Raw genomic sequence first — 26,224 nt, 5'->3', positions numbered from 1 at the left:
ACGGCTGAGGGGGACGAGCGGGCGTGATCACCCGCACCATTTAAGGGTGTAATGGTAAGAAAACGTGCGATTCGTCCGATTGGCGGGGGTGCGGGTCGCGGTGCGGACCCGGGGGCGAGCGGTCAGCGGTCGGCGACGCGCATCTCGAACCAGGTGGTCTTGCCACGGGGCAGGAGGTCGACTCCCCAGCGGTCGGAGAGCTTGTCGACGAGGAAGAGACCACGGCCGCTCAGATCCATCTCCTGGACCGGCATCAGACAGGGAAGACCGCGGGAGGGGTCACGGACCTCGACGCGGATCCAGCCCCGGCGGCGCCGCATCCGGAGTCCGAAGACGCGGGCGCCCGTGTGCCGTACGGCGTTGCCGACGAGTTCGGACACCAGCAACACGGCGTCCTCGGTCATCTTCGGGGAGAGCCCCCAGTGGCGCAGGACGATGACCTGGGTGAGCCGCCGCGCGGTGGCGGCGGACTCGGGGCGGGACGGCAGCGGGACCTCACCCTCGGTCGGATTGCCGAACAACTCGAGCGCCTTGAGCGCCCGCTCGTCCTCGACCGCAGGCGACCAGCGCGCCGCGGTCGCACTCCCGTGCCGCCGCGGCGGTTCGATACCCTCCAGCCCCGCCATGCCCCCATCATGGCCGCCCAGAGACCGCTTCGGGGCCGTTCCGGAGGAATACGCCCCCCGGAACCGCCCATTCCACAACATCCGATCGGCATATGCCGCAGGCAGTTCGGGGCCCACCAAGGCCCATCTGACCTGCCGGAATGCCCTAGTTGGCGGCAATCGCCATTCGCTCCCGACAAGGCAGACTTAAGGTTCCCTTAAGGCTGGCATAAACCAGCCCTTCGGGGGACGGCGGATAAGACATCGCGTCAACTGCAAGTGGATCAGCGGAACTTGGAGAGTGAGTTTCGCGGCACCACGGGGGCTCCGGCGGCGATTCGGAGGACCGGTAAACCGGGGATGCGGAGAACCGGCGCCCCCGGAAAAGCGGCGGACAACGGCGGATCAGAGGAACTTCGCCTTCCCCGGCCCCTCCTCCACGAAGCTGCGCATGCCGCGCTCGCGGTCCTCGGTCGCGAACAGCCCCGCGAACCAGTTCCGTTCGATCGCGAGCCCCGTCTCGAGATCGGTCTCCAGACCCGCGTCGATGGACTCCTTGGCGGCGCGCAGCGCGAGCGCGGGACCCTGCGCCAGCTTCGCGGCCCACGCGTGTGCCTGGGCGTACACCTCGTCGGCCGGGACGACCCGGTCCACGAGACCGAGCGACAGCGCCTCGTCGGCCCTCACCATCCGTCCCGTGAAGATGAGGTCCTTCGCCTTGGAGGGGCCGATCAGGCGGGACAGGCGCTGGGTGCCGCCGGCGCCGGGGATCAGGCCCAGCAGGATCTCCGGCTGGCCGAGCTTGGCGTTGTCCGCGGCGATACGGAAGTCCGCGCAGAGCGCCAACTCGCAGCCACCGCCCAGCGCGTACCCGGTGACGGCGGCGACGACCGGCTTGGGGATACGGGCCACGGCGCTGAAGGAATCCTGCAGGCCACGGGACCGCACGACCATCGCCGCGTGGTCCATGGCCTGCATCTCCTTGATGTCCGCGCCCGCCGCGAACACCTTCTCGCCGCCGTAGATGACCACGGCGCGCACGTCCTCGCGGCGTGTGGCCTCCTCGGCGAGCTCCTTGAGCCGGTCCTGTGTGGCGACGTCCAGCGCGTTCATGGGCGGGCGGTCCAGGCGGAGGGTGCCGACGCCTTCGGCCACTTCGAGATGCACAGTCATGAAGGCACCGTATCGGGGGGTCTGGGGGGTTGTCCCCCGGGGCAGGTGCGGCACGGGGACTGACGACAACGGGCCCGGTGTACTCGGTCACAGAGGTGACCTGGCACAGCGGGCCCGTCGAGGCGAAACGGTCAGGCGGTCCAGGCCGACCAGGACATGTTCCAGCCGTTGAGGCCGTTGTCCGGGGCGACCGTCTTGTCGTGGGAGTTCTTCACGATCACCACGTCACCGGTGATGGAGTGGTCGAAGAACCAGGCGGCGGGCGCACTGCGGTCGCCGCCGCCGCGCACGTCGCGCAGGCCCACGCAGCCGTGGCTGGCGTTGTAGTTGCCGAAGGCGTCGCCGCCCCAGTAGTTGCCGTGGATGAAGGTGCCGGAGTCGGTCAGGCGCTGGGCGTCGGGCACGTCCTTGATGTCGTACTCGCCGCCGTAGCCGACCGTCTCACCGTTCATACGGGTCACCCGGAGCTGCTCGCTGATGACCATCTGGCCGTTCCAGGTGTCGTAGCCCGGCTTGCCCGTGGTGATCGGGATGGTCTTGATGACCTTGCCGTCGCGCTTGATGACCATCTTGTGGGTCTTGGCGTCGACCGTGGAGACCTGGCTGCGGCCGATCGTGAAGGACACGGTCTTGGCCTGCTTGCCGTAGACCCCGGGGCGGCCCTCGACGCCGTCGAGGTCGAGGGTGACGGTGACCTTCGTACCGGCCTTCCAGTACTGCTCGGGGCGGAAGTCGAGGCGGTCGTTGCCGAACCAGTGGCCCTGGACGTCGACGGCCGGCTCGGTCTTGATCTTGATGGCCTTCTCGACGGCGTCCGGGTGCGTGATGCCCCGGGTGAAGCGCACCGAGAACGGCATGCCGACGCCGACCTTGGAACCGTCCTCGGGCGTGAACATACCGACGAAGGTGTTCTTCGGGGTCAGCGTGGTGAAGGCGGACTCCTCGGCGGCCTCACGGCCGTCGGCGTCCTTGGCCACCGCGTGGACCTTGTACTTGGTGGCGGAGGCGAGGTGGGTCGAGGGCGTCCAGGTGGCGCCCCCGCCGGATATCGCGCCGTCGACCGCGTTGCCCTTGCCGTCCTTGACCGTGACCTCGGTCAGTTTGCCCTTGGCCGCGGTGACCTTGAGGGCCCCGCTGGTGGCCACGCCGTTCGTGCCGTCCTTCGGGGCTATGGTCACCACGGCCTGCGACACCTTGGTGTCGGCCTTGGTAGAGCTGCCCGTGCTCTTGCCCTTGCCGTTCCCGGCGTCCGAGTCCCCTCCCCCGCCGCACGCGGTCACGGCGAGCAGCAGCACGCCCAGCAGCAGTGCCGGGATTCCCTTGCTCCCCCGGCTTCCCCGTGCCCGCGTTCCAACCGACGCCCCCGAAATCGGTCGCCCGTTCAAGTCTGTTCTCCCCTCGCACGGCCTGATCAGGCCCGCACCCCAGCGCGTCACCGCGCGTATCGCGCTAATTAATCACACGGTCCTGAGAGATGGCTCCCCGGGATTGTCACCGTTCAGTCCCAAGTTCGGCCGTGTGCGGGCGCGCTGGAGTCCCCTGCCTTACGGGGGCGTACGTACCGCTTCGTCCGGCTACTTCGCCGCGCTGCCCGCCTTCCACTCCTTCCAGTCCATGTTCCAGCCTCCGAGGCCGTTGTCGGGAGCGACCACCTTGTCGGCGCTGTTGACGATCTCGACGACGTCGCCGATGAGACTGCGGTCGAAGAACCAGCCCGCGGGGGTGTCGGAGCTGCCGCCCTTCACGTCCTGAAGACCGACGCAGCCGTGACTGACGTTGCTGTTGCCGAAGACGCCCGAGGCCCAGTAGTTGCCGTGCACGAAGGTCCCGGAGTCGGTGAGGCGCATCGCGTGCGGGACGTCCGGGATGTCGTACTCGCCGCCGAAGCCGACCGTGCGGCTGTTCATCCGGGTCACCTCCAGCATCTCCATGACGACCATCTTCCCGTTGTACGTCGTCCTGTTGGGGGCGCCCGCCGTGATCGGCACCGTGGCGAGGAGGTCGCCGTCGCGGCGTACCTCCATGGTGTGCGCGGCGGCGTCGACCAGCGAGACCTGGCTGCGTCCGATGGTGAACGAGAAGGTCCTGTACTGGAGTCCGTAGACGCCCTTCGCCCCCTCGACGTCGCGCAGCCGCAGTCCGACGGTGACCTTCGTGCCCGGCTTCCAGTACTTCTCGGGCCGGAAGTCGAGGCGGCTCTTGCCGAACCAGTGCGGGCGGACCTCGACCGCGGGGCTGGCCTCGATGTGGATCGCGCGCTCGACGGCGGACCGGTTCTCGATCTCCCGGTTGAACGCGAGGGAGATGATCATGCCGGTGCCGACGGTGGAGCGGTTCTCCGGCGTCACGTATCCGATGAACCGCTCTTCGGGGACGTATGTCGTGAACGTCGTGTGCCGCGCCGAGCGCCGCCCGTGCCCGTCGAGGGCCACCACGTTCACGGTGTACTTGGCGGCCAGCGCGAGCCGCGGGTCGTCGGGCGCCCAGGTCAGGCCGTCGGCGGAGATGCGCCCGGGCACCGCGGACTCCTGTGCGTCCTGGTCCTTGACGACCTGCACGGACTCCAGACGCCCGTCGGGCACCCGGACCCGCAGCGCCTGCCGCGGGCCCACGCCCTTGCTGTTGTCGTCGGGAGAGATCCGGATGACGTCCTCGGCGGCTGGGGGTTTGCCGAGCACCTCCTCCATCCCGTGCGAGGTGCAGCCGGCGGCTCCGGCGAGCAGGCCGGCCCAGGTCAGTACGGCGGCCAGTGCGGCCCCTGCGTGCCGCGCGCGTGTCTGTTCGTGCTTCACAGCGGGCCCAACGAGTGTGCACCTCTGGGGAAACGTGAGTGCGAGCCAAGCGCTGGGCAGAACAGTGGGGAGGACGACGCGAGGGGGAGCCGCGCCCGTGAGCCGCAGGGGCGTGCCGGTGTCGAGAGGTCGAGCGCGCGAAGGCCCGAAGGGCTGAGCACGGTCGGCCTCCCGGCACCGGCTGTGGCGCCCCGGAGGCGAACGGGCCGACAAGAGGTGTCGGGACGCCGCACGCTCTTTTTCGGGCCGTCCTCCGGAGCCGCAGGAGGCTGAACGGTGTCGAGCGCAGCCGAGCAGGAGGCAGTGCCGGAGGGGCGGACCACGGGCGAGAAGCTGCCCGTGCAGTCGTCTCCCGTGCTGAACGGCGCCCAGCGGGCGCCGTCGCCCGCCGTGTCCGTGTGGCCGGGCGCCCCGACCCCGCTCGGGGCGCGCTTCCGCGTCGGCCCCGACGGCGCGGCGGGCACCAACTTCGCCCTGTGGGCGGGCGGGGCGGAGGCCGTCGACCTCTGTCTCTTCGACGAGCGGGACGGCGAGGTCCATGAGACGCGCGTGCCGCTCACCGAGCTGACCCACGAGATCTGGCACGGCTTCGTCCCCGGCGTGCTGCCCGGCCGCCGCTACGGCTACCGCGTGCACGGCCGCTGGGACCCGTGGACCGGCGCCCGCTGGAACCCGGCGAAGCTGCTCCTCGACCCGTACTCCCGTGCGGTGGACGGCGACTTCGGTCTGCCGCCCGAGGTGTACGGGCATGTCCGGGACTGGCCCCAGCAGCAGGTCGCGGACACCGTGCGCGACGACCGCGACTCGGCGCCGTACGTCCCCAAGGGTGTCGTCGTCCACGATGACGACGACTGGTCGGACGACCACCGCCCGAAGACTCCCTGGGCGGACTCGGTGATCTACGAGCTGCACGTACGCGGCTTCACGCGGCTGCACCCCGGAATACCGGAGGAACTGCGCGGGACCTACGCCGGGCTCGCCCACCCCGCGGCGATCGAGCACCTGGTCGGGCTGGGCGTCACGGCCGTGGAACTCCTGCCCGTCCATCAGTTCGCCCACGAGGACCACCTCCTGCGGCGCGGGATGAAGAACTACTGGGGCTACAACTCGATCGGCTACTTCGCCCCGCACGCGGGCTACGCGTCCTCCGGGACGACCGGGCAGCAGGTCGGCGAGTTCAAGCGGATGGTGCGCGCGCTGCACGCCGCCGGCATCGAGGTCATCCTCGACGTGGTCTACAACCACACGGCGGAGGCCGGCGAGCTGGGCCCGATGCTGTCCCTTCGCGGCATCGACAACCGGGGCTACTACCGGCTCCAGTCGGACGCCCGCCGGTACGCCGACTACACGGGCTGCGGCAACACGCTGCACGTGGTGCAGCCGCACGTCCTGCGCCTGATCACGGACTCGCTGCGGTACTGGGTGACGGAGATGGGGGTGGACGGCTTCCGCTTCGACCTGGCGGCGGCGCTGGCCCGCTCGATGCACGACGTCGACATGCTCTCCCCCTTCCTCGCCGTCATCGCCCAGGACCCGGTCCTGCGCCGGGTGAAGCTGATCGCCGAACCGTGGGACGTCGGTTCCGGCGGCTACCAGGTGGGCGCCTTCCCACCCCTGTGGACGGAGTGGAACGACCGCTATCGCAACGCGGTCCGGGACTTCTGGCGGGGCGCGCTGCCGGACGTACGGGACCTGGGTTACCGCCTCTCGGGGTCGAGCGACCTGTACGCCTGGGGCGGGCGGCGCCCCTACGCGTCGGTGAACTTCGTGACCGCCCACGACGGCTTCACACTGCGCGACCTCGTCTCCTACGAGCGCAAGCACAACGAGGCCAACGGGGAGGGGAACCGGGACGGCACGAACGACAACCGGGCCTGGAACTGCGGGGCGGAGGGGGAGACGGACGAGGAGCGGGTACGGGGGTTGCGGCGGCGCCAGTTGCGGAACCTGCTGACGACGTTGTTGCTGTCCACCGGGGTGCCGATGCTCGTCGCGGGGGACGAGTTCGGGCGCACCCAGCGCGGCAACAACAACGCGTACTGCCAGGACAACGAGATCAGCTGGGTCGACTGGAGCCTGCTCGACGAACCGGGCTGGCGCGCCCTGTTCGACCTCACCTCCCGTCTGATCGCACTGCGGCACCGGCATCCCGTGCTGCGGCGCCGCGCGTTCTTCTCCGGCCGGGCGCACTCCGTCGACGGGCTGCGGGACCTGGCGTGGTTCACCCCCCGCGGGACGGAGATGACGGAACGGGACTGGTACGCGCCGGCCGCGACGCTCGGGATGTACCTCTCCGGCCGGGACATCCCCGGACGCGATGCCCGGGGAGCGCCGGTCGTGGACGACAGCTTCCTCGCGGTGCTGCACGCGGGCGACCGTCCGGTGAGCTTCGTCCTGCCGGGGCCTCCGTGGGCCTCGCGCTACGAACTCGTGGTCGACACCTCGGCGGAGGATCAGGCGCGGGCGCCGGGCGTGGTCCATCGGGCGGGCGGCACGGTCACCGTGCCGGCACGGGCGGTGCTGTTGCTACGGGTGATGGGCTGAGGCACCTGTCCTCGCCCCCGCCGCCCCTACCCGTCCCATCCCTGCTTGGAGGCTCCGCCCTCAAACCCCCGACGGCCTGAACGGCCTCGTCCTCAAACGCCGGACAGGCTGAAGATGCGCGCAGCGCCCCCTCAGGGGCGCCGGGAACTGCGCGACCAGCCCCCACGGACCCGCAGAGAGGGGATCGGGGGCTAGCCCAGGATGCCCCGGTCGTAGGCGACCGCCACCGCCGCCGCGCGGTCGTTGACGCCCAGTTTGGCGTACAGGTGGGTGAGGTGGGTCTTGACCGTGGCCTCGCTGATGAACAGGACGCGGGCGATCTCACGGTTCGAGGTGCCCTTGGCCACCAGGGCCAGGACCTCGCGCTCGCGGGCCGAGAGGGAGTCCTGGGTCGAGGCGGGCGCGCGGACCGCCGAGACCAGGCGGGAGGCGACCGCAGGCGAGAGCACCGTACGGCCCTGCGCGGCCGCGCGGACGGCGGTGAACAGCTCCTCCCGCGGGGCGTCCTTCAGCAGATAGCCCGTCGCGCCCGCCTCGATCGCGGGGAGGGTGTCGGAGTCCGTGTCGTAGGTGGTGAGGACGAGCACCTTGGCCCGGGCGCCGCGGCGGGTGAGTTCCTCGATGGCCTCGACTCCGTTGCCGCCGGGCATGCGGAGGTCCATCAGGACGACGTCCGGGTCGAGGGAGGCGGCGAGGGCGACGGCCTCGACGCCGTTCGCGGCCTCGCCGAGCACCGTGAATCCCGGCGCGGACTCGAACATGCCGCGCAGACCGTCCCGTACGACGGGATGGTCGTCGACGACGAGGAGGGTGATCGCGGCGTCTTCGGCCGGGGCGGACGAGTCATCGGTCATGGCGGACCAACGGTACGCGCGCCGAGACCGCCGTGCCGTGGCCGGGTTCGGACTCCAGGGTGAGGGAGCCCGCGATGCGTTCGGCGCGGGCCCGCATGCCGTCGAGGCCGAAGCCGCCGCTGCCGGTGCGTGCGGGGACGGCGGCGGGGTCGAAGCCGCGGCCGTCGTCGCGTACGTCCAGGGTCACCTCGTCGCCCATGAAGGAGAGAGTGACGCCGAGCCGGGCGGCGCGCGCGTGCCGGGACGCGTTGGACAGGGCCTCCTGGGCGATGCGCAGGAGCGTCGCCGAGATCTCCTCGTGGAGGTGTTCCGCCGTACCGGTGAGAGTGAAGTCCGCGCGGATGCCGGTGCGTCGGGCCCAGTCCGCGACCGTCTTCTTCAGGGCCTCGGGAAGGCCGTCGTGTTCCAGGGCGACCGGGGCGAGGTTGTGCACCGAGCGGCGCGCCTCACCCAGGCTCTGGCGGGCCAGCTCCGAGGCGCGGCCCAGGTGTACGCGGGCGGCCCCCGGATCGGGGGTGTTCGCGACGACCTGGAGCTGGGCGATGATGCCGGTCAGGCCCTGGGCGATGGTGTCGTGGATCTCGGCCGCCAGACGGCGGCGTTCGTCGGCGACGCCGGCTTCCCGTGCCTGGACGAGGAGTTGGGCGTGCAGGGCGGCGTTCTCGTCGAGGGCCTGCTGCAGGGCGGCGTTGGTGCGTTCGAGTTCGGTGATGGTCTCGGTGCGCTCGCGGGAGCGCTGCGCCTCCTGCTGAGTGAGGTGGGCGACCACCATCTGCAGGCCGGAGTTGGCGACCAGGAGCGCGGCGAAGAGGATCCACTGGACGCCGTTTCCGAACGGCAGCCCGCCCGCCTGCGCCCCGGCCACGGTGGCCGCGCTCGCGAACAGTCCGAGCCGCTGCCACCTGCCCGGGATCAGCTCGTCGGCGTCCATGTAGCCGGCGGCGGCGTAGAACGCGAAGAACGGGTCGATCCAGGTGAGGGCGAAGCCGAGGGCCCAGCGGACGGCGTAGTACGCCGTCCCCGCCCGGGACGGGATCCGGCCGCGGCCGGCCCGGCGGGCGCGGGTGCCGTGCCACCACAGCTGGAGGGCGACCGCCGCGACGACCAGGGCCCAGGCCGCGTACCACTCGGTGGAACGGTCGATCACGCCGGTGGAGGCGAGCGCGAGGACGACACTGATGCCGAGCAGCCCGTACGGCCCCCAGGTGTGCAGCTGCTCCCAGCGCCGCTCGATCTGCCTGTCCCTGGTGGTCATCTCCCCAGTCTGCACGGCCGCCCCTTCCCCTACTCCCAGCGGAACCAGCGCGAGGCGCCGGCTGTCAGCAGCACGGTCCAGGCCACCAGCGCACCCAGGTGCGCCCAGCCCGGCCAGTCGCCCGCCGCCGCCCGGTTCAGGGCCTGTGCGGCGGCGCCGAACGGGGTGCAGCCGACGATCCGGGCCAGCGTGTCCGGCATGGCCTGCACCGGAATCCACACGCCCGCGCAGAACATCATCGGGAAGAACACCGCCGACCCGATCGCACCCGCGATCTTCGTCGTCCGGGACAGCGCGGAGACCACCGCGCCCAGCGCCAGCGCGGCCAGGATCGCGAGGAGCAGGGCGAGGAGATAGCCGTACGGCTGCTCGGGCAGTCGTACGTCGAAGGCGAGACGGCCCACGACGAGGGCACACAGGGCGGAGGCCAGGGCCGCCGCGCCGTAGACGACCATCTGCGCGGACAGCAGGGCGGACGGCCGTACCGGAGTGGTGGACATGCGGCGCAGGATGCCGCGCTCGCGGTAGCCGGTGATGTTCTGCGGCATCGACTGCAGGGCTCCGACGATCATGCCGAGGAGGACGGCGACCGGGACGTACACGTCGACCGTGCGCAGGCCGCCCAGGTCCGCCTGATGGTGGCGGAAGGACGGGATGGAGCCCAGGATCACCAGCAGCAGGGTCGGGAAGAGCAGGATCCAGAAGAGGGCGCCCGGTTCGCGGCGGAAGAGGCGCAACTCGGTGCGCAGGACGGCGGTGTTCATGCGGTGATCTCCGTCAGGTCGAGGAACGCGTCGTCCAACGTGGCGTCCGAGACGCGGAGTTGGTGGGCGGTGATGTGGCCCCGGGCGAGCAGCGTGATGACCGCGTTGACGGTCTCGTCGGTGCCGGACAGCGTGATCCGGCCGTCCTTGTGCTCGACCGAGGCGAGCGCGGGCAGCGCGTTCAGGTCACCCTCGTCCAGCGGGGCGGAGGGCGTGAAGCTGATGACGGTGGAGCCGGCCGACCGGCGGATCAGGCCTGACGGGGTGTCCAGGGCGGCCACCCGGCCCTTGTCGATCACGGCGATCCGGTCGCAGAGGCGCTGCGCCTCCTCCATGAAGTGCGTGACGAGCAGGACGGTGACGCCGCTCGCGCGGACGTCCTCGATGAGCTGCCAGGTGTCGCGGCGGGCGCGCGGGTCGAGCCCGGTGGTCAGCTCGTCGAGGACGACCACGCGGGGGTTGCCGATGAGGGCGAGCGCGATGAACAGGCGCTGTTTCTGACCGCCCGAGAGCTTCGTGAAGCGGGTGGTGAGCTTGGCGGTCAGGCCGAGGCGTTCGGCGAGCGGCCGCCAGTCGGCGGGGTGCGGATAGAAGGCCGCGTACAGCTCCAGGGCTTCGCGGACGGTGAGTTTGGCCTGGAGCTCGCTCTCCTGGAGCTGGGCGCCGAGGACACGGGCGACCTGTTCGTGGTCGGCGACGGGGTCGAGCCCGGTGACCCGGACGCGGCCCCCGTCGGGGATCCGCAGGCCCTCGACGCATTCGACGGTGGTGGTCTTGCCGGCGCCGTTCGGGCCGAGGATCCCGAAGATCTCGCCCTCCTCGACGGCGAAGGAGACTCCGTCGACGACGGTCCGGCCGCCGTAGGACTTGCGCAGTCCGGTGACTTCGATGACTGACATGTCCCGAGGATCCCGGCGGGACGGGAGCGGGCACATCGTCCATCGCGCTCGAAGCGGCATCAGCCGATCGGTTGATGCGGCGATACGACCGAGCCCCAGGCCCCAGGGGCACGGACCTGGGTCCGTGGAACGATTCAGGTCGGGTCAAAACTCGGTGGGCTCTGTCAGTGCCGAACCGTAGGCTCGCTCCTGATGTCCACTCCAGATGCGGTGACCCCGGGCCGGGCCGACCATTCGACCGTACGCAGCCTGCTGCGCCTGTGGCCGTACGTGCGGCCGGTGCGCGCGCGGCTGTTCAGCGCCGCCTTCGTCGCGGTCCTCGCCTCCTGTACGGGGCTGGTGTTCCCGCTCGTCCTGAAGTGGATGGTGGACGGTCCGGTGGCCGACCACGACTCGGCGGGCATCTGGCTCGGCGCGCTGTATCTGCTGCTGCTCGGTGTCGCGGAGGCGGTGCTGTTCGGGCTGCGGCGGTGGCTGGTGGCGCGCCCGCTGTCGGGGGTCGAGGCGGACATGCGGGCGGATCTGTACCGGCATCTGCAACGGCTCCCGGTCGCCTTCCACGACCGCTGGGCCTCCGGTCAGCTGCTGTCCCGGGGCACCACGGACCTGATGCTGGTGCGCCAGTTCCTCGCTTTCCCACTGACGTTCCTGCTGGTCAACTCCGTGACGATCCTGGTCGGCGTCATGATCATGCTGGCCCAGGAGTGGACCCTCGGCCTGGTGCTGCTCGCTCCCGCGGTGCCCCTGATGGTCGTCTGCTGGCTCTTCGAGCGGCACTACTCGCTGGTGGCGCGGCGGGCCCAGGACCAGGTGGGTGATCTGACGACGGTCGTCGAGGAGAGCGTGCTCGGCATCCGCATCATCAAGGGCTTCGGGCGCCACCGCAGCCAGGCCCGCGCCTTCCGCGAGCTGTCCCGCACCCTGCGCGGCACGGAGCTGGCCAAGGCCCGCCTCCTCGCCGCGATCCTGACGGTCATCGTCACCCTCCCCGAACTCGCCATCGGCGCCGCCCTCGTGCTCGGCACGGTCCAGGTCGCCGACGGTCACCTGTCCGCCGGCACGCTGGTGGCGTTCCTTTCCACGGCGCTCGCGCTGCGCTGGCCCGTCGAGTCCATCGGCTTCCTCCTCGCGATGAGCCAGGAGGCCGCGACGGCGACGGAGCGGTACTTCGAGGTGATGGACGAGCAGCCGGAGTCCATCGAGACATCCGCGATCGCCGCCGGTACGTCCGCGGGCGCCGCCGGGAAGGGCGAGGGCGGACTCCGCTTCCACGGCGTCCAGTTCCGCTATCCCGACGCCCCGGCGGACGCGCCCCCCGTCCTCGACCGCATCGATCTGCACATCCGTCCGGGCGAGTCGATGGCCCTGGTCGGCGCGACCGGCACCGGGAAGACCACCCTCACCGCCCTCGTCCCACGGCTGCACGAGGTGACGGCCGGCCGGATCACGCTGGACGGCGAGGACATCACGGCGATGCCCCGCGAGGAGCTTCGCGCGCGCGTGGCCGTCGCCTTCGAGGAGCCCACCCTCTTCTCGGCCGGCGTCGGGGAGAACGTGCTCATGGGCGCCCCGGACACCGCGGGCGAAGCGGACCTGGACCGTGCCCTCGCCGTCGCCCAGGCCGACTTCGCGCACGCGCTCCCGCAGGGGACGCGGACCCAGGTCGGCGAGCAGGGCCTGAGCCTGTCCGGTGGCCAGCGCCAGCGCCTCGCCCTCGCGCGGGCCGTGGTCGGCCGCCCCGACTTCCTCGTCCTCGACGACCCCCTGTCGGCGCTGGACGTCCACACGGAGGCCGCGGTCGAGGCCGCGCTGCGCCGCGTACTGGCGGAGACGACCGCGCTGATCGTGGCGCACCGCCCGTCCACGGTCCTGCTCGCCGACCGCGTGGCCCTGCTCTCCGGCGGCCGTATCACCGCGGTCGGCACCCACCACGAACTGCTCCGCAGCAACGCCGAGTACGCCCATCTGATGTCAGGTGACGAGGAGGCCGGCCGATGACGGCGCCCACGACGACCGCGCCGAACAAGGAGCCGGACCGGGAACCGGGCACGGCCGACGGCGGGGAGCCCGGCAAGGTCCGTCCGGACGCGCGGGAGTCCCACCAGCACCAGGACCCCTTCGACCGCGACGCCCTGCCCACTCCCCCGGGCGCCACGGCCGCGCTGCTGCGTTCCCTCCTCGCCCCGCTCAAGGCCCGTGTGGTGGTGACGATGGTGCTGCTCCTGCTCCAGCAGGCCGCGATCCAGGCGGGCCCGCTGCTCGTCGCGTACGCCATCGACCGCGCCGTACCGGCGTTCCGCGCGCACGACCACGGCCCGCTGATCGCGGTGGGAGTCGGCTATCTGCTGTGCGCGCTGGCCGCCGGCGGACTCCAGTACGCCTTCACCCAGGCGTCCGCCCGCGTCAACCAGGACGTGCTGCTCGATCTGCGTGGCCGGATCTTCCGCCATGCGCAGGCGCTCAGCATCGACTTCCACGAGCGCTACACCTCGGGCCGGCTGATCTCCCGCTCCACGACGGACGTCGAGTCGCTGCGCGAACTGCTCGCCGAGGGCCTGCAGGAGCTCATCACGGTGATCCTGTCCTTCGTCTACATCTCGGCGATGCTGCTCTGGCTGGACCTGAGCCTGGGCGCGGTGGCCGTGGCCTCCTTCGTGCCGCTCTATCTCCTCGTACGGCAGTACCGGCGCCGCGCGGGCCGTATCTACCGCCTCCGCTCGACCGCGATCGCCGCCGTGATCGTGAAGTTCGCGGAGACGATGAACGGGATCCGGCCGGTGCGCGCGTTCCGCCGCGAGGACGCCAACGACGCCGAGTTCCGGGTGCTCAACAAGCGCCACGAGCGCACGAACGGCGACGCCCTGCTGGAGATGGCCCGCTATGTCGTCGGCTCCCGGCTGGTCGCCAACACGGCGGTCGCGGGGATCGTGCTGTGGGGCGCGTACCGGGTCGCCGGGGGTTCGCTGGCGCTGGGTGTGCTGGCCGCCTCCGTGCTGTATCTGCGCCGCCTGTACGACCCGATCGACCGGCTGGGCATGTTCCTCAACGCGTACCAGTCCGCCGCGGCCTCGCTGGAGAAGATCGCGGGTCTGCTGGCCCAGACGCCGTCCGTGCCGGAGCCGGCCGAACCGGGGCGGCTGCCCGCGCTCGCCTCGGCGCAGCCGGGCCGCGAGGTCGTCTTCGAGGACGTCCGCTTCGCGTACCGCACCGGCGGCGAGGTGCTGCCCACGTTCTCGCTCACGCTCCCCGCGGGGCAGACGGTGGCCGTGGTCGGCTCGACGGGCGCGGGCAAGTCGACGCTCGCCAAACTGCTGGCCCGTTTCTACGACCCCACGGACGGCCGGGTCCTGCTCGACGGCGTCGACCTGCGCGAGCTGTCCGTGCCCGAACTGCGGCGCGGGGTGGTGATGGTGACCCAGGAGGCCTTCCTGTTCTCCGGCACGGTCGCCGAGAACATCGCCATCGGCCGCTCCGACGCGAGCCGTGAGGAGATCGAGCGGGCCGCCAAGGCGATCGGCGCCCACGACTTCATCAGCGCGCTGCCCGAGGGCTACGACACGGACGTACGCAAGCGGGGCGGCCGTATCTCCGCCGGGCAGCGCCAACTCGTCGCCTTCGCAAGGGCGTTGCTCGCCGACCCGGCCGTCCTCATCCTCGACGAGGCGACCAGCTCCCTCGACATCCCGGGGGAACGGGCGGTGCAGCGCGCCATGTCGACGGTCCTGCGCGGCCGGACGGCGGTGGTCATCGCCCACCGCCTGTCCACGGTGGAGATCGCCGACCGGGTGCTGGTGATGGAGCACGGGCGGGTGGTCGAGGACGGCAGCCCGGCCGAACTCGTCGCGTCCGCCGGCAGATTCGCGGACCTGCACCAGGCGTGGCGCGACAGCCTCGTATAGCCCACGGCGAGTGAAAGGCATGAGGTTGATCGACGCGTACGAGGACCCGGGGACGCCCGACTGTCGGGGCGGGTGGCGGTATCTGTGGTGGCTGGTCACCCGGCAGTCGGGGCGCAGCGTGGCCGGCGCGCTGCTCGCCACGGTGTGGATGGTGCTCCTGGCGCTGCCGCCGTATCTGCTGTCCCGTGCGATCGACGACGGCCTGGAGCCGGGCGACCAGGGCGCGCTGGTGGGCTGGACGGCCGCCGTGCTGGGCATCGGCGTGTTCAACGCCTGGCTGGGCATCTTGCGGCACCGCACCATGACCAAGGTCCGGATGGACGCCAACTTCCGTACGGTCAAGGTCGTGGTGGGGCAGTCGGCGCGGCTGGGTGCCGCGCTGGGCCGCCAGGTCGGCGCCGGGGAGGTCGTCACGATCGGCGTCGGTGACGTCCAGACGATCAGCCAGTCGCTGACCGTCGTCGGCCCCGGCATCGCCGCGATCGTCACCTACGGCGTGGTGGCCGCGCTGCTGATGTCGGTCTCGCTCCTGCTCTCGGTGGTGATACTCCTCGGGGTGCCGCTGGTCGCCGGGCTCGTCGGCCCGCTGATGGGTCGGCTCCAGGGCGCGGAGACCGAGTACCGCGAGCGGCAGGGCGTGCTGACCGCGCGGATCGGCGACCTCGCGGGCGGTCTGCGCGTCCTCAACGGCCTGGGCGGCAAGGGGCTGTTCGCGGACACCTTCCGCCGCGACTCGCAGCGGCTGCGGGCGCAGGGGTACCGGGTCGGGGCGGCGACCAGCTGGATCCAGGCGCTGGGCACGGGACTGCCGACCCTCTTCCTCGCCGTCGTGACCTGGCTCGCGGCCCGGCTCGCCGCCCAGGGGGAGATCACCATCGGCCAGTTGGTGTCCGTGTACGGCTATGTCGCGGTCCTCGTGATGCCGGTGTACTTCTTCATCCAGAGCGGCTACCAGCTCAGCCGGGCCGTCGTCGCCGCCCGGCGCGTCGTACGGTTCCTGTCCCTGGAGCCCGTCGCCGACCACCCCGACGCCGGGGACGCGCCCGCCTCCCCGGCGGTGCTGCACGATCCGGACTCCGGGGTACGGGTGCTGCCGGAGCGGCTCACCGCGCTGGTCGGAGCGGTTCCCGCGGAGTCCGAGGCCGTCGTCGACCGCCTCGGCCGGTACGCGGAGTCGGCGGTCACGTGGGGTGGCGTACGGCTCGACGAGATCGCGCTGGCTCAGGTGCGCGAGCGGATCCTGGTCGCGGACAACGAGGCCGACCTGTTCGCCGGCACCCTGCGCGAGCTGGTCTCCGGTCGCCGGGAGCACGACGGGGAGGCGATCGCCCGGGCGGTGCGCGCGGCGGCGGCGGACGACATCCTGCTCGGTCTCCCCGACGGTCTCGACTCGGACGTCGCCGCCCAGGGCCGCACCCTCTCCGGCGGCCAGCGACAGCGCCTACGCCTGGTGCGGGCGCTGCTCGCCGACCCCGAGGTACTGCTCGCCGTCGAACCCACCTCGGCGCTCGACGCGCACACCGAGGCGGCCGTGGCGGCCCGGCTGCGGGCTGCACGCTCGGGCCGTACGACCCTCGTCACCAGCACCTCTCCGCTGATGCTGGACCAGGTCGACACCGTGCACTTCCTGGTCGACGGCAAGGTCGCGGCGAGCGGCAGCCATCACGAACTCCTCGACGGGGAGCCGGCATACCGGGCACTGGTGGCCCGCGACACGGAAGAGGCCCTGCGATGAGCGCGCAGCTGCCGGTCGCCGAGCCCGCCGAGGTACGCCGGGCGTCACTGCGGCTGATCCGGGCGGACGCGCGGGCCTTCGCCGCCGTGCTCGGCCTCAACGCGCTGGCCGCCACGGCCGGTCTGGTCGGGCCCTGGCTGCTCGGGCGGATCATCGACGACGTACGGGCCGGGGACGGTGTGGACGTCGTGGACCGGCTGGCGTCGGTCATCCTGGTGTGCTCGCTGGCGCAGCTGCTGCTGGCGCGGTGGGCCCGGTACGTGGGGCACCGTTTCGGGGAGCGGACGCTGGCCCGGGTGCGGGAGCAGTTCGTGGAGCGGGCGCTGAGTCTGCCCGCCTCGGTCGTGGAGCGGGCCGGCACCGGTGACCTGACCGCGCGCGGCACCGCCGATGTCACCGTGGTGGGCAACACCCTGCGCGACGCCGGACCCGAACTGCTCATCTCCTGCGCCCAGGCACTGTTCATCCTCGGCGCGGTCTTCGTCATCGCCCCGCTGCTCGGCGTCTGCGGGGTGCTCGGGCTCGTCGGCATCTGGTTCGCCTTGCGCTGGTATCTGCGCCGTGCGCGCACCGCGTATCTCGCCGAGGGCACCGCCACCTCGGACGTCGCCGAGATCCTCGCGGCCACCGCGTCCGGTGCCCGTACGGTGGAGGCGTTCGGGCTTCAGCGCGGCCGGATCACCGCGAGCCGTCGGACGCTGGAGACGTCCCGCCTCAGGCGGATGCGGACCCTGTACCTGCGCAGCGTGTTCTTCCCGGCCGTGGAGGTGTCGTACGTCGTTCCCGTGGTCGCATCCCTGCTGGTGGGCGGTGCCCTGCACGCGCGGGGGTCGATGAGCCTGGGGGCGGTGGTCGCCGCGACCCTGTATCTGCGCCAGCTCGCGGAGCCGCTCGACCAGATCCTGATGCAGGTCGAACAACTCCAGAGCAGCGGCGCCTCGTTCGCCCGCGTCGAGGGGCTGGCCCGCGCGCCACGGGCGCTACCGTCGGGCTCCCCCACCCCGGTCGGCGACCGGATCGACGTGACGGATGTCCGCTACTCCTACGACCGCGGGGGCGAGGTGCTGCGCGGAGTCGACCTGACCGTCCGGCCCGGGGAGCGGCTGGCCGTCGTCGGGCCCTCCGGCGCCGGGAAGACCACGCTGAGCCGACTCCTCGCGGGCATCGACGCGCCGCGGTCCGGGTCGGTGACGGTGGGGGGCGTGCCGATCGCCGACCTCGATCCCGAGCAACTGCGCCGCCAGGTCGTCCTCGTCACCCAGGAGCATCACGTGTTCCTGGGCACCGTTCGCGACAACCTGCTGATCGCCGAACCCGCCGCCGGTGACGCGGCGTTGTGGGCGGCGCTGGCCGCCGTCGGTGCCGACGGCTGGGTCCGGGAGCTGCCGGACGGCCTGGACACCGAGCTCGGCACCGGCGGCCGCCGGACGGACGGGTCGCGGGCCCAGCAGCTCGCCCTGGCCCGGGTGGTGCTGGCCGACCCGCACACCCTCATCCTCGACGAGGCGACCGCCCTGCTCGACCCGACGACCGCGCGCCACACCGAGCGTGCGCTCGCCGCGGTACTGGAGGGGCGCACCGTCATCGCCATCGCGCACCGGCTGCACACCGCGCACGACGCGGACCGGGTCGCCGTGATGGAGGACGGACTGCTCACCGAACTCGGCACGCATGACGAGCTGGTGGCGGCCGAGGGCGCGTACGCGGCGCTCTGGCGGACGTGGCACGGGGACTAGGGCGGGGGACTATGGCGGGGCCAGGCCGGGCCCTGACGGGGCCCCGGGCGAGGCGCGTCGGGGCTCGCCCGGCCACTCCGGGCGCGGTGCGGCAGGGTGGTCGCGCCTCGCCCCGCCACCGACCGGACGCACTCCGGCGAACAGTCCGCATGCCGAACATGAACACCCGGACAACGGACGAATTCCGGCCAAGTTCCTGACGCGGTCCTGACAGAAAGCGAAATCTCCTGCCACTCTTCCCACGGCAACTTCACAGCAATCCCACAGCACCGTCGCCGTGTCGTGGCCGTAGACCCATGCAACTGGTTCCGCGTTCCACCCTGTTCTGCCCTGTTCTGCCCTGTTCTGCCCGGACGGGTACCCACCCCGACCGGATCCCCACTGGCCGCGCGAGCCGTGGCCACGCAGAAGGAGTCAGTGTGTTGAGCAGCAGTTCCTCTCACAGACGCACCTCCCACACCACCCAGCGCCGTGTCGCGGCCGTCGCCCTCGTCGGCGTCTCCGCCCTGCTGGCCGCGGCCGTCCAGTCGGGCGCCGCGAGCGCGGCCCCCCAGAAATCCTCCCTCGGCAAGATCAACCGTGGTTCTCTCGCCGTCCAGCTCACGCCTTCGCAGCGCGCGGAGCTGATACGCGACGCGGACGCCGCCAAGGCGGCCACCGCCAAGGACCTCGGCCTCGGGGCCAACGAGAAGCTCGTCGCCCGCGACGTCATCAAGGACGCGGACGGCACGGTCCACACCCGCTACGAGCGCACGTACGCGGGACTCCCGGTACTCGGCGGCGACCTGGTGGTCGACACCACCAAGGCCGGGAAGACCGAGCGGGTCATCAAGGCGACGCGGGCCACCCTCAAGGTCGCCTCACTCACGCCCGCCATCGCCGCCTCGAAGGCGGAGAAGCAGGCCCTCTCCGTCGCCAAGGCCGACGGTTCGAAGAAGACCGACGCCGACCGGGCGCCCCGGAAGGTGATCTGGGCGGCGGACGGCAAGCCGACCCTCGCGTACGAGACGGTCGTCGGCGGCTTCCAGGACGACGGCACCCCGAACCAGCTGCACGTCATCACCGACGCCGCCACCGGCAAGAAGCTCTACGAGTACCAGGGCATCGAGACCGGCATCGGCAACACCCAGTACAGCGGCCAGGTGACGCTGACGACCACGCAGTCGGGCTCCAACTACACGCTCACCGACGGCGCGCGCGGCGGCCACAAGACGTACAACCTCAACCGCGGTACGTCCGGCACCGGCACCCTGTTCTCGCAGACCAGCGACACCTGGGGCAACGGCACCACGTCGAACGCCGCGACCGCGGGCGCCGACGCGCACTACGGCGCCGCCGAGACGTGGGACTTCTACAAGAACACCTTCGGCCGCAGCGGCATCAAGAACAACGGCGTGGGTGCGTACTCCCGGGTCCACTACGGCAACGCGTACGTCAACGCGTTCTGGGACGACAGCTGCTTCTGCATGACGTACGGCGACGGGGCCGGCAACGCGGACCCGCTGACCGCGCTGGACGTGGCCGGGCACGAGATGAGCCACGGCGTCACCTCCAACACCGCGGGTCTCAACTACACCGGTGAGTCCGGCGGTCTGAACGAGGCGACCTCCGACATCTTCGGCACCGGCGTCGAGTTCTACGCCAACAACGCCTCCGACCCCGGTGACTACCTCATCGGCGAGAAGATCGACATCAACGGCGACGGCACCCCGCTGCGCTACATGGACAAGCCCAGCAAGGACGGCGGCTCGGCGGACAACTGGTCCTCCAGCGTGGGCGGCCTCGACGTGCACTACTCGTCCGGTGTCGCCAACCACTTCTTCTACCTGCTGAGCGAGGGCAGCGGCGCCAAGGTCATCAACGGGGTCAGCTACAACTCGCCGACCGCCGACGGCCTTCCGGTCACCGGCATCGGCCGCGACAAGGCCCTGCAGATCTGGTACCGGGCGCTCACCACCAAGTTCACCTCGACCACCAACTACGCGGCGGCGCGCACCGGCACGCTCGCGGCGACGGGCGAGCTGTACGGCACGACGAGCGCCGAGTACACGGCGGTGCAGAACGCCTGGGCGGCCGTGAAGGTCGGCTCGCGTCCGGGCGGTGGCGGCGGCGGTGGCACGTCGTTCGAGAACACCAGCGACGTATCGATTCCGGACAACGGACCGGCCGTGACGTCGTCGATCGCGGTCACCGGCCGTACCGGCAACGCCCCGTCGAACCTTCTGGTCGACGTGAACATCGTGCACACCTGGCGCGGCGACCTGGTCGTGGATCTGCTGGCCCCGGACGGGTCGGTGTATCCCCTCAAGGCCTTCAGCTCCTCCGACTCGGCGGACAACGTCCAGGAGACCTACACGGTCAACGCTTCCTCCGAAGTCGCCAACGGCACTTGGAAGTTGAGGGTCCAGGACAAGGCCGCTCAGGACACCGGCTACATCAACAGCTGGAAGCTGACCTTCCCGTAGACCGCACCTGAACACACGGCATCGAGAGGGCGCCGCCCCGGGTTTCGACTCCCCGGGGCGGCGCCCTCTTTGCCGTGCCATGACCCTGCTTTTGTTGCCGCTTGACGAAGATCGAGATCCGCGCAACGAACAGCGATCTTCATCCAACGGACGCTTTTCGGCCAAGATTTCATCGCCCTCCTGACATGTACGCGTCCCGGATGTCACTCTTCCACCGCACGGCTCACCCGCACCGCAACTTCGCACCTTCCGCACGGCCACCCCACGCCGTCCGGTCGCCCCCACAAGAGGAGATTGCGTGACCCCCCTCTACGCGCGTCACAAGCGCACCACTCTGGCCATCGCCACTGCTGTCGCCGCCGGAGCCCTGCTCACCACCGGTCTGACCACCGGTGCCTCCGCCCAGACCGAGTCGGCCGGCGCCAAGGCGAAACTCCCCGGCGCCACGGTCCAGCTCTCCGCCGCCACGCGCACGAGCCTGATCCAGAAGGCCGACGCGGCCGCGCCCGAGACCGCCCAGCAGATAGGCCTCGGCGCCAAGGAGAAGCTCGTCGTCAGAGACGTCCTCAAGGACGCGGACGGCACGGTGCACACCCGCTACGAGCGCACGTACAACGGCCTTCCGGTCCTCGGCGGCGACCTGGTCGTCCACGAGTCCAAGGCCGGCAAGACCGAGGGCGTCACCAAGGCCGTGAAGACGGCCATCAAGGTCGCCTCGCTGAAGCCGCAGGTCACCACCGCGAAGGCCGAGAAGCAGGCCCTCACCGCCGCGAAGGCCGCCGGCTCGGAGAAGACCACGGCCGATCGCGCCCCCCGCAAGGTGATCTGGGCCGCCACCGGCAAGCCCACCCTCGCCTACGAGACGGTCATCGGCGGTCTCCAGGACGACGGCACCCCGAACGAGCTGCACGTCATCACCGACGCGGCCACCGGCAAGAAGCTCTACGAGTACCAGGGCATCGAGACGGGCACCGGCAAGACCCTCTACTCGGGCACGGTCAGCCTCAACACCACCCTGTCGGGCTCGACGTACCAGCTGACCGACGGCACCCGCGGCGGCCACAAGACGTACAACAAGTCGCACACCACCACCTCCTCCGCGGGCACCCTGTTCACCGACGCGGACGACACCTGGGGCACCGGCACGGCCTCCAGCTCCACCACCGACCAGACCGCGGCCGCCGACGCCGCGTACGGCGCGCAGGAGACGTGGGACTTCTACAAGAACACCTTCGGCCGCAGCGGCATCAAGAACAACGGCGTCGGCGCGTACTCCCGCGTCCACTACGGCAACGCGTACGTCAACGCGTTCTGGGACGACAGCTGCTTCTGCATGACGTACGGCGACGGCTCCGGGAACACCCACCCGCTGACCTCGCTCGACGTGGCCGGCCACGAGATGAGCCACGGCGTCACCGCCAACACGGCCGGTCTCAACTACTCGGGCGAGTCCGGCGGTCTGAACGAGGCGACCTCCGACATCTTCGGCACCGGCGTCGAGTTCTACGCGGGGAACTCCTCCGACGTGGGTGACTACCTCATCGGCGAGAAGATCAACATCAACGGCGACGGCACCCCGCTGCGCTACATGGACAAGCCCAGCAAGGACGGCGGCTCCGCCGACTACTGGTCCTCCAGCGTCGGCAACCTGGACGTGCACTACTCGTCCGGTGTCGCCAACCACTTCTTCTACCTGCTGAGCGAGGGCAGCGGCGCCAAGACCATCAACGGCGTCAGCTACAACTCGCCCACGTACAACGGCACGGCCGTCACCGGCATCGGCCGGGACAAGGCCCTGCAGATCTGGTACAAGGCGCTGACGACGTACTTCACGTCGACGACGAACTACAAGTCCGCCCGCACGGGGACGCTCTCCGCGGCGTCGGCCCTGTACGGCTCGACCAGCACCGAGTACAAGGCGGTGGCCGCGGCCTGGACCGCGGTCAACGTGAGCTAGTGCCCACGGGGTCCTCGAGACCCGCTTAGGCACCTTGGGCGGTACCCGGAGAGAAGTCCTCTCCGGGTACCGCCCTACGCTGTCCCCATGGTCTCCCCGGACAACCCCTTCACATACGAGGACGTGGGCGCGACGCGCGACGGCCACTGCCCGCCGGGGTTCCGCCCCCTGCATCTGCGCACCCGCGTCGGCGAGGGCGAGGCCGTCTTCCGCGCCGCGTCCGAAGCGGTGATGACCTGGGAGATGCACCGCGCGATGGGCGTGGGCATAACCGCCACCGCCGACAAGGCGGCCCCCGGAGTCGACGTCACCGTCGGACTCGGCCCCCTCAAGGCCCCCTGCCGTGTGGTCTGGACGGTCGAGGAGTACCGCCGGGCCGGCTGGGCCTACGGCACCCTGCCCGGTCACCCCGAGCGCGGCGAGGAGGCCTTCGTGGTCGACCGCACGGGCGACGGCACGGTCTGGCTGACCGTGACCGCCTTCAGCCGTGCGGCCAAGTGGTACACCCGTGCGGGCGGACCGGCGACCCGGGGGCTCCAGCACGCCTACGCGCGCCGCTGCGGGACGGTACTTCGCCGGCTGTGCGCGGGGTTCGAACCGTAGGTCCGCTGCCTGCCGTTCCGCTTTCGGCCCGCTCAGCGCATCAGGACCCCGGCCTCCTCCCCCACATCCTCCGAAGGCAGCGTCACCAGGCCCAGCTCGGCGCCGGACGCGAGCAGTCGGTGCGTGGGGAGGATACGGACCGTGTAGCCGAACGGGCCGGTGCGGTCGAGGGAGAGCGGTCCCTCGTACACCCAGCGCCCTTCCAGGTCCGGACCGCCCGCCGGTTTCAGCGGGACGCAGCTCGCGTCCTCGATGCGGTCCTGCGAGTCGACGCGGCCCGAGACCGCCTGGACCTCGACGTCGTCCGGGGCGAGGTCGGCCAGCGCCACCCGCACGCGCAGGGAGAGGGTGGTGCCCAGTTCGGCGGTCGTGGTGGCGGCGGAGGCCTCCAGGTGGTCCACCGTGACCCGGGGCCAGGCCGCCCGGACGCGGGACTTCCAGGCGGCCAGTTCGCGGGCCGCCTCCGGGGCCAGGGCGCGGTGGGCGCGGGCCGCGGGGGCGTACAGGCGCTCCACGTACTCGCGCACCATCCGGCCCGCCAGGACCTTCGGGCCGAGATGGGTCAGCGTCTGGCGGACCATCTCGATCCACCGGTCGGGCAGACCGTGCCGACCCCGCTCGTAGAAGCGGGGCGCCACGCGCTGTTCCAGCAGCTCGTAGAGGGCCGCCGCCTCCAGGTCGTCGCGGCGGTCGTCGTCCTCCCCCACCGCGGAACGCGTGGGGGGACCCCCATCCGTACCGTCCGCCGTCGGGATCGCCCAGCCGAAGTCAGGCTGGAACCACTCGTCCCACCAGCCGTCCAGGACGGAGAGGTTCAGACAGCCGTTGAGCGCCGCCTTCATCCCGGACGTGCCGCAGGCCTCCAGCGGGCGGAGCGGGTTGTTCAGCCAGATGTCGCAGCCCGGGTACAGCTTCTGCGCCATCGCCATCCCGTAGTCCGGGAGGAAGACGATCCGGTGGCGCACGCGCGGGTCGTCCGCGAACCGGACCAGTTCCTGCACGAGTCGCTTGCCGCCGTCGTCGGCGGGGTGCGCCTTGCCCGCGACCACGATCTGGATCGGGCGTTCGGCGTGCAGGAGGAGGTCCATCAGGCGGTCGCGGTCGCGCAGCATCAGGGTCAGACGCTTGTAGGAAGGGACGCGGCGCGCGAAGCCGATCGTGAGGACGTCCGGGTCCAGCACCCCGTCGATCCAGCCGAGTTCGGCCGTTCCGGCGCCGCGCTGGCGCCAGGAGGCGTGCAGGCGTTCCCGTACCTCGAGGACCAGTTGCTCGCGCAGCGCCCGGCGCAGGTCCCAGATCTCCTGGTCGGCGATGTCCGCCACCGCGTCCCAGCGGTCCGAGCCGCCGACCGTCATCGCGTCCTCGGTGCGCTGGGCGCCGATCTGACGGGCGCCGAGCCGGAAGACCTCCGGTGCCACCCAGGTCGGTGCGTGCACGCCGTTGGTGACCGAGGTGATCGGGACCTCGTCCGGGTCGAAACCCGGCCACAGCCCGGAGAACATCTCGCGGCTGACGTGACCGTGGAGCAGCGACACCCCGTTGGCCCGCTGGCCGAGCCTGAGCCCCATCACCGCCATGTTGAAGAGGTTCGGCTCACCGCCCGGGTAGGTCTCCATGCCGAGGCCGAGGATCCGCTCGACGTCGATACGGGGGAGTTCGGCGTCCGGGCCGAAGTGGTGGGCGACCAGTTCGCGGTCGAAGCGGTCGATGCCGGCGGGGACGGGGGTGTGGGTGGTGAAGACGGTACCGGCGCGGACGGATTCGAGGGCGGCCTCGAAGTCCAGCCCGTCGTCCCCTTCGCCGAGCTCGGCGATGCGTTCCAGGCCGAGGAAGCCGGCGTGGCCCTCGTTGGTGTGGAACACCTCGGGCTGGGCGTGGCCGGTCAGCCGGCAGTACGTCCGGACGGCGCGCACCCCGCCGATGCCGAGCAGCATCTCCTGAAGCAGCCGGTGCTCGCTGCCGCCGCCGTACAGCCGGTCGGTCACCCCGCGTTCGCCGAGGTCGTTCTCCTCGACGTCGGAGTCGAGCATGAGGAGGGGGACGCGACCGACCTGGGCCAGCCAGATGTGGGCGCGCAGGGCGCGGCCGCCGGGGAGGGCGAGGGTGACCTGGGCCGGGGTGCCGTCGGATTCGCGCAGGGGTACGAGAGGGAGTTCGTTGGGGTCGAGGACGGGATAGTGCTCCTGCTGCCAGCCGTCTCGGGAGAGGGACTGCCGGAAGTAGCCGTGCCGGTAGAGGAGTCCTACGCCGATGAGGGGTACGCCGAGGTCGCTGGCGGCCTTGAGGTGGTCGCCGGCGAGGATGCCGAGGCCGCCGGAGTACTGGGGCAGGGCCGCGGTGATGCCGAACTCGGGTGAGAAGTAGGCGATGGCGGCGGGGAGGTCGGGAATCTGGGTCTGGGTCTGGTACCAGCGCTCGCCCGTCATGTAGTCGCGCAGGTCGTCGGCGACGGCGGCGAGGCGGCGCAGGAAGCGGCGGTCCTCGGTGAGTTCCGCGAGGCGGCGGGGAGGGACGCTGCCGAGCAGGCGTACGGGGTCGCCGTCGGAGGCGGTCCAGCGTTCGGGGTCGACGGACTGGAAGAGGTCGCGGGTCTCGGCGTGCCAGGACCAGCGCAGGTTGCGGGCGAGGTCACTGAGCGGGTGAAGGGCGTCGGGCAGTACGGGGCGAACGGTGAATCTGCGGATTGCCTTCACGAGTTCCACCTTCACGAAAGACGTATGCGGCGGGAGGTACGTCACCCACGACGGTAGCGGCGAGGGTGTTTCCACAACACGGCGCATCGATGAACTCCGGCGTCGCGGGTGGGGCGGGGGCGGGGTCGGGGGGGGGGGGGGGGGGGGGGGGGGGGGGGGGGGGGGGGGGGGGGGGGGGGGGGGGGGGGGGGGGGGCGGGGGGGGGCCGGGGGGGGGGGCCGGGGGGGCGGCGCGGGGCCCGCGCCCCCCC

At 71.4% G+C, this 26,224-nt stretch carries 17 protein-coding genes; 8 read left to right on the top strand and 9 right to left on the bottom strand.

The features are described 5' to 3' along the window. Positions 1-122 precede the first annotated feature (122 nt). The 4 genes from ACIQTP_RS20610 to ACIQTP_RS20595 form a co-directional block, all read right to left on the bottom strand. Entirely contained in the window at positions 123-731 is a 609-nt protein-coding gene (locus ACIQTP_RS20610; RefSeq protein WP_403402006.1) for an ATP-binding protein, read from the bottom strand. A 279-nt stretch (positions 732-1,010) separates the two neighbouring features. Then, positions 1,011-1,778 (bottom strand): enoyl-CoA hydratase/isomerase family protein, encoded by a 768-nt coding sequence (locus ACIQTP_RS20605; protein WP_403401624.1) that lies wholly within the window; start codon positions 1,776-1,778, stop codon positions 1,011-1,013. A 131-nt stretch (positions 1,779-1,909) separates the two neighbouring features. After that, complete coding sequence (locus ACIQTP_RS20600; RefSeq protein WP_403401622.1) at positions 1,910-3,163, bottom strand: Ig-like domain-containing protein; 1,254 nt, start codon at positions 3,161-3,163, stop codon at positions 1,910-1,912. A gap of 189 nt (positions 3,164-3,352) precedes the next feature. Beyond that, positions 3,353-4,570, bottom strand: a complete 1,218-nt coding sequence (locus ACIQTP_RS20595) for an Ig-like domain-containing protein (RefSeq protein ID WP_403401620.1) — start codon at positions 4,568-4,570, stop codon at positions 3,353-3,355. Between the two features lie 276 nt (positions 4,571-4,846). Here ACIQTP_RS20595 and glgX point away from each other — a divergent pair, with 276 nt between their 5' ends. Continuing rightward, the gene (gene glgX, locus ACIQTP_RS20590) at positions 4,847-7,114 is read left to right on the top strand and encodes a glycogen debranching protein GlgX (RefSeq protein ID WP_403401618.1); all 2,268 of its coding nucleotides are present in this window, start codon (positions 4,847-4,849) and stop codon (positions 7,112-7,114) included. Between the two features lie 191 nt (positions 7,115-7,305). Here glgX and ACIQTP_RS20585 read toward each other — a convergent pair whose 3' ends face one another. The 4 genes from ACIQTP_RS20585 to ACIQTP_RS20570 are packed head-to-tail and all read right to left on the bottom strand — an operon-like array spanning position 7,306 to position 10,886. After that, positions 7,306-7,968, bottom strand: a complete 663-nt coding sequence (locus ACIQTP_RS20585) for a response regulator (protein ID WP_403401617.1) — start codon at positions 7,966-7,968, stop codon at positions 7,306-7,308. After that, positions 7,958-9,223, bottom strand: a complete 1,266-nt coding sequence (locus ACIQTP_RS20580; RefSeq protein ID WP_403401615.1) for a sensor histidine kinase — start codon at positions 9,221-9,223, stop codon at positions 7,958-7,960. Before ACIQTP_RS20580 ends, ACIQTP_RS20585 begins: the two co-directional genes overlap by 11 nt. 29 nt (positions 9,224-9,252) lie before the next feature. Beyond that, a complete protein-coding gene (locus ACIQTP_RS20575) occupies positions 9,253-9,987 on the bottom strand; it encodes an ABC transporter permease (RefSeq protein WP_403401614.1) in 735 nt (244 codons plus the stop codon). Then, a complete protein-coding gene (locus ACIQTP_RS20570; RefSeq protein ID WP_403401613.1) occupies positions 9,984-10,886 on the bottom strand; it encodes an ABC transporter ATP-binding protein in 903 nt (300 codons plus the stop codon). Before ACIQTP_RS20570 ends, ACIQTP_RS20575 begins: the two co-directional genes overlap by 4 nt. Positions 10,887-11,078: 192 nt before the next feature. Here ACIQTP_RS20570 and ACIQTP_RS20565 point away from each other — a divergent pair, with 192 nt between their 5' ends. From ACIQTP_RS20565 to ACIQTP_RS20535, 7 genes are all read left to right on the top strand, one after another. After that, positions 11,079-12,884 carry an ABC transporter ATP-binding protein gene (locus ACIQTP_RS20565; protein ID WP_403401611.1) on the top strand — a complete coding sequence of 602 codons (1,806 nt, stop codon included), beginning with the start codon at positions 11,079-11,081 and terminating at the stop codon, positions 12,882-12,884. Beyond that, positions 12,881-14,785 (top strand): ABC transporter ATP-binding protein, encoded by a 1,905-nt coding sequence (locus ACIQTP_RS20560; RefSeq protein WP_403401609.1) that lies wholly within the window; start codon positions 12,881-12,883, stop codon positions 14,783-14,785. Before ACIQTP_RS20565 ends, ACIQTP_RS20560 begins: the two co-directional genes overlap by 4 nt. Positions 14,786-14,810: 25 nt before the next feature. Then, positions 14,811-16,520 carry an ABC transporter transmembrane domain-containing protein gene (locus ACIQTP_RS20555; RefSeq protein ID WP_403402004.1) on the top strand — a complete coding sequence of 570 codons (1,710 nt, stop codon included), beginning with the start codon at positions 14,811-14,813 and terminating at the stop codon, positions 16,518-16,520. Further along, positions 16,517-18,256 (top strand): ABC transporter ATP-binding protein, encoded by a 1,740-nt coding sequence (locus ACIQTP_RS20550; protein ID WP_403401607.1) that lies wholly within the window; start codon positions 16,517-16,519, stop codon positions 18,254-18,256. Before ACIQTP_RS20555 ends, ACIQTP_RS20550 begins: the two co-directional genes overlap by 4 nt. A 422-nt stretch (positions 18,257-18,678) precedes the next feature. Continuing rightward, complete coding sequence (locus tag ACIQTP_RS20545; RefSeq protein WP_403401605.1) at positions 18,679-20,721, top strand: M4 family metallopeptidase; 2,043 nt, start codon at positions 18,679-18,681, stop codon at positions 20,719-20,721. A 298-nt stretch (positions 20,722-21,019) separates the two neighbouring features. Further along, entirely contained in the window at positions 21,020-22,678 is a 1,659-nt protein-coding gene (locus ACIQTP_RS20540; protein ID WP_403401603.1) for a M4 family metallopeptidase, read from the top strand. Positions 22,679-22,765: 87 nt separating this feature from the next. Next, the gene (locus ACIQTP_RS20535; protein WP_403401602.1) at positions 22,766-23,281 is read left to right on the top strand and encodes a DUF1990 family protein; all 516 of its coding nucleotides are present in this window, start codon (positions 22,766-22,768) and stop codon (positions 23,279-23,281) included. A gap of 32 nt (positions 23,282-23,313) precedes the next feature. On the opposite strand, the gene glgP is transcribed toward ACIQTP_RS20535, so the two are convergent. Then, positions 23,314-25,974 (bottom strand): alpha-glucan family phosphorylase, encoded by a 2,661-nt coding sequence (gene glgP, locus ACIQTP_RS20530; protein ID WP_403401600.1) that lies wholly within the window; start codon positions 25,972-25,974, stop codon positions 23,314-23,316. Between the last annotated feature and the right edge of the window lie 250 nt (positions 25,975-26,224).

It is taken from the genome of Streptomyces sp. NPDC090798, assembly GCF_044768965.1.
Classification (GTDB): domain Bacteria; phylum Actinomycetota; class Actinomycetes; order Streptomycetales; family Streptomycetaceae; genus Streptomyces.
Note: the sequence above shows the minus strand (reverse complement) of the source record. Positions and strands in the feature narration are given on the sequence as shown.

Bases quoted from the DNA above. Each gene is read 5' to 3' on its own strand.
- ACIQTP_RS20605 (WP_403401624.1), bottom strand. From the start codon at position 1,778: ATGACTGTGCATCTCGAAGTGGCCGAAGGCGTCGGCACCCTCCGCCTG.
- ACIQTP_RS20585 (WP_403401617.1), bottom strand. From the start codon at position 7,968: ATGACCGATGACTCGTCCGCCCCGGCCGAAGACGCCGCGATCACCCTC.
- ACIQTP_RS20580 (WP_403401615.1), bottom strand. From the start codon at position 9,223: ATGACCACCAGGGACAGGCAGATCGAGCGGCGCTGGGAGCAGCTGCAC.
- ACIQTP_RS20575 (WP_403401614.1), bottom strand. From the start codon at position 9,987: ATGAACACCGCCGTCCTGCGCACCGAGTTGCGCCTCTTCCGCCGCGAA.
- ACIQTP_RS20570 (WP_403401613.1), bottom strand. From the start codon at position 10,886: ATGTCAGTCATCGAAGTCACCGGACTGCGCAAGTCCTACGGCGGCCGG.
- ACIQTP_RS20565 (WP_403401611.1), top strand. From the start codon at position 11,079: ATGTCCACTCCAGATGCGGTGACCCCGGGCCGGGCCGACCATTCGACC.
- ACIQTP_RS20560 (WP_403401609.1), top strand. From the start codon at position 12,881: ATGACGGCGCCCACGACGACCGCGCCGAACAAGGAGCCGGACCGGGAA.
- ACIQTP_RS20550 (WP_403401607.1), top strand. From the start codon at position 16,517: ATGAGCGCGCAGCTGCCGGTCGCCGAGCCCGCCGAGGTACGCCGGGCG.
- ACIQTP_RS20535 (WP_403401602.1), top strand. From the start codon at position 22,766: ATGGTCTCCCCGGACAACCCCTTCACATACGAGGACGTGGGCGCGACG.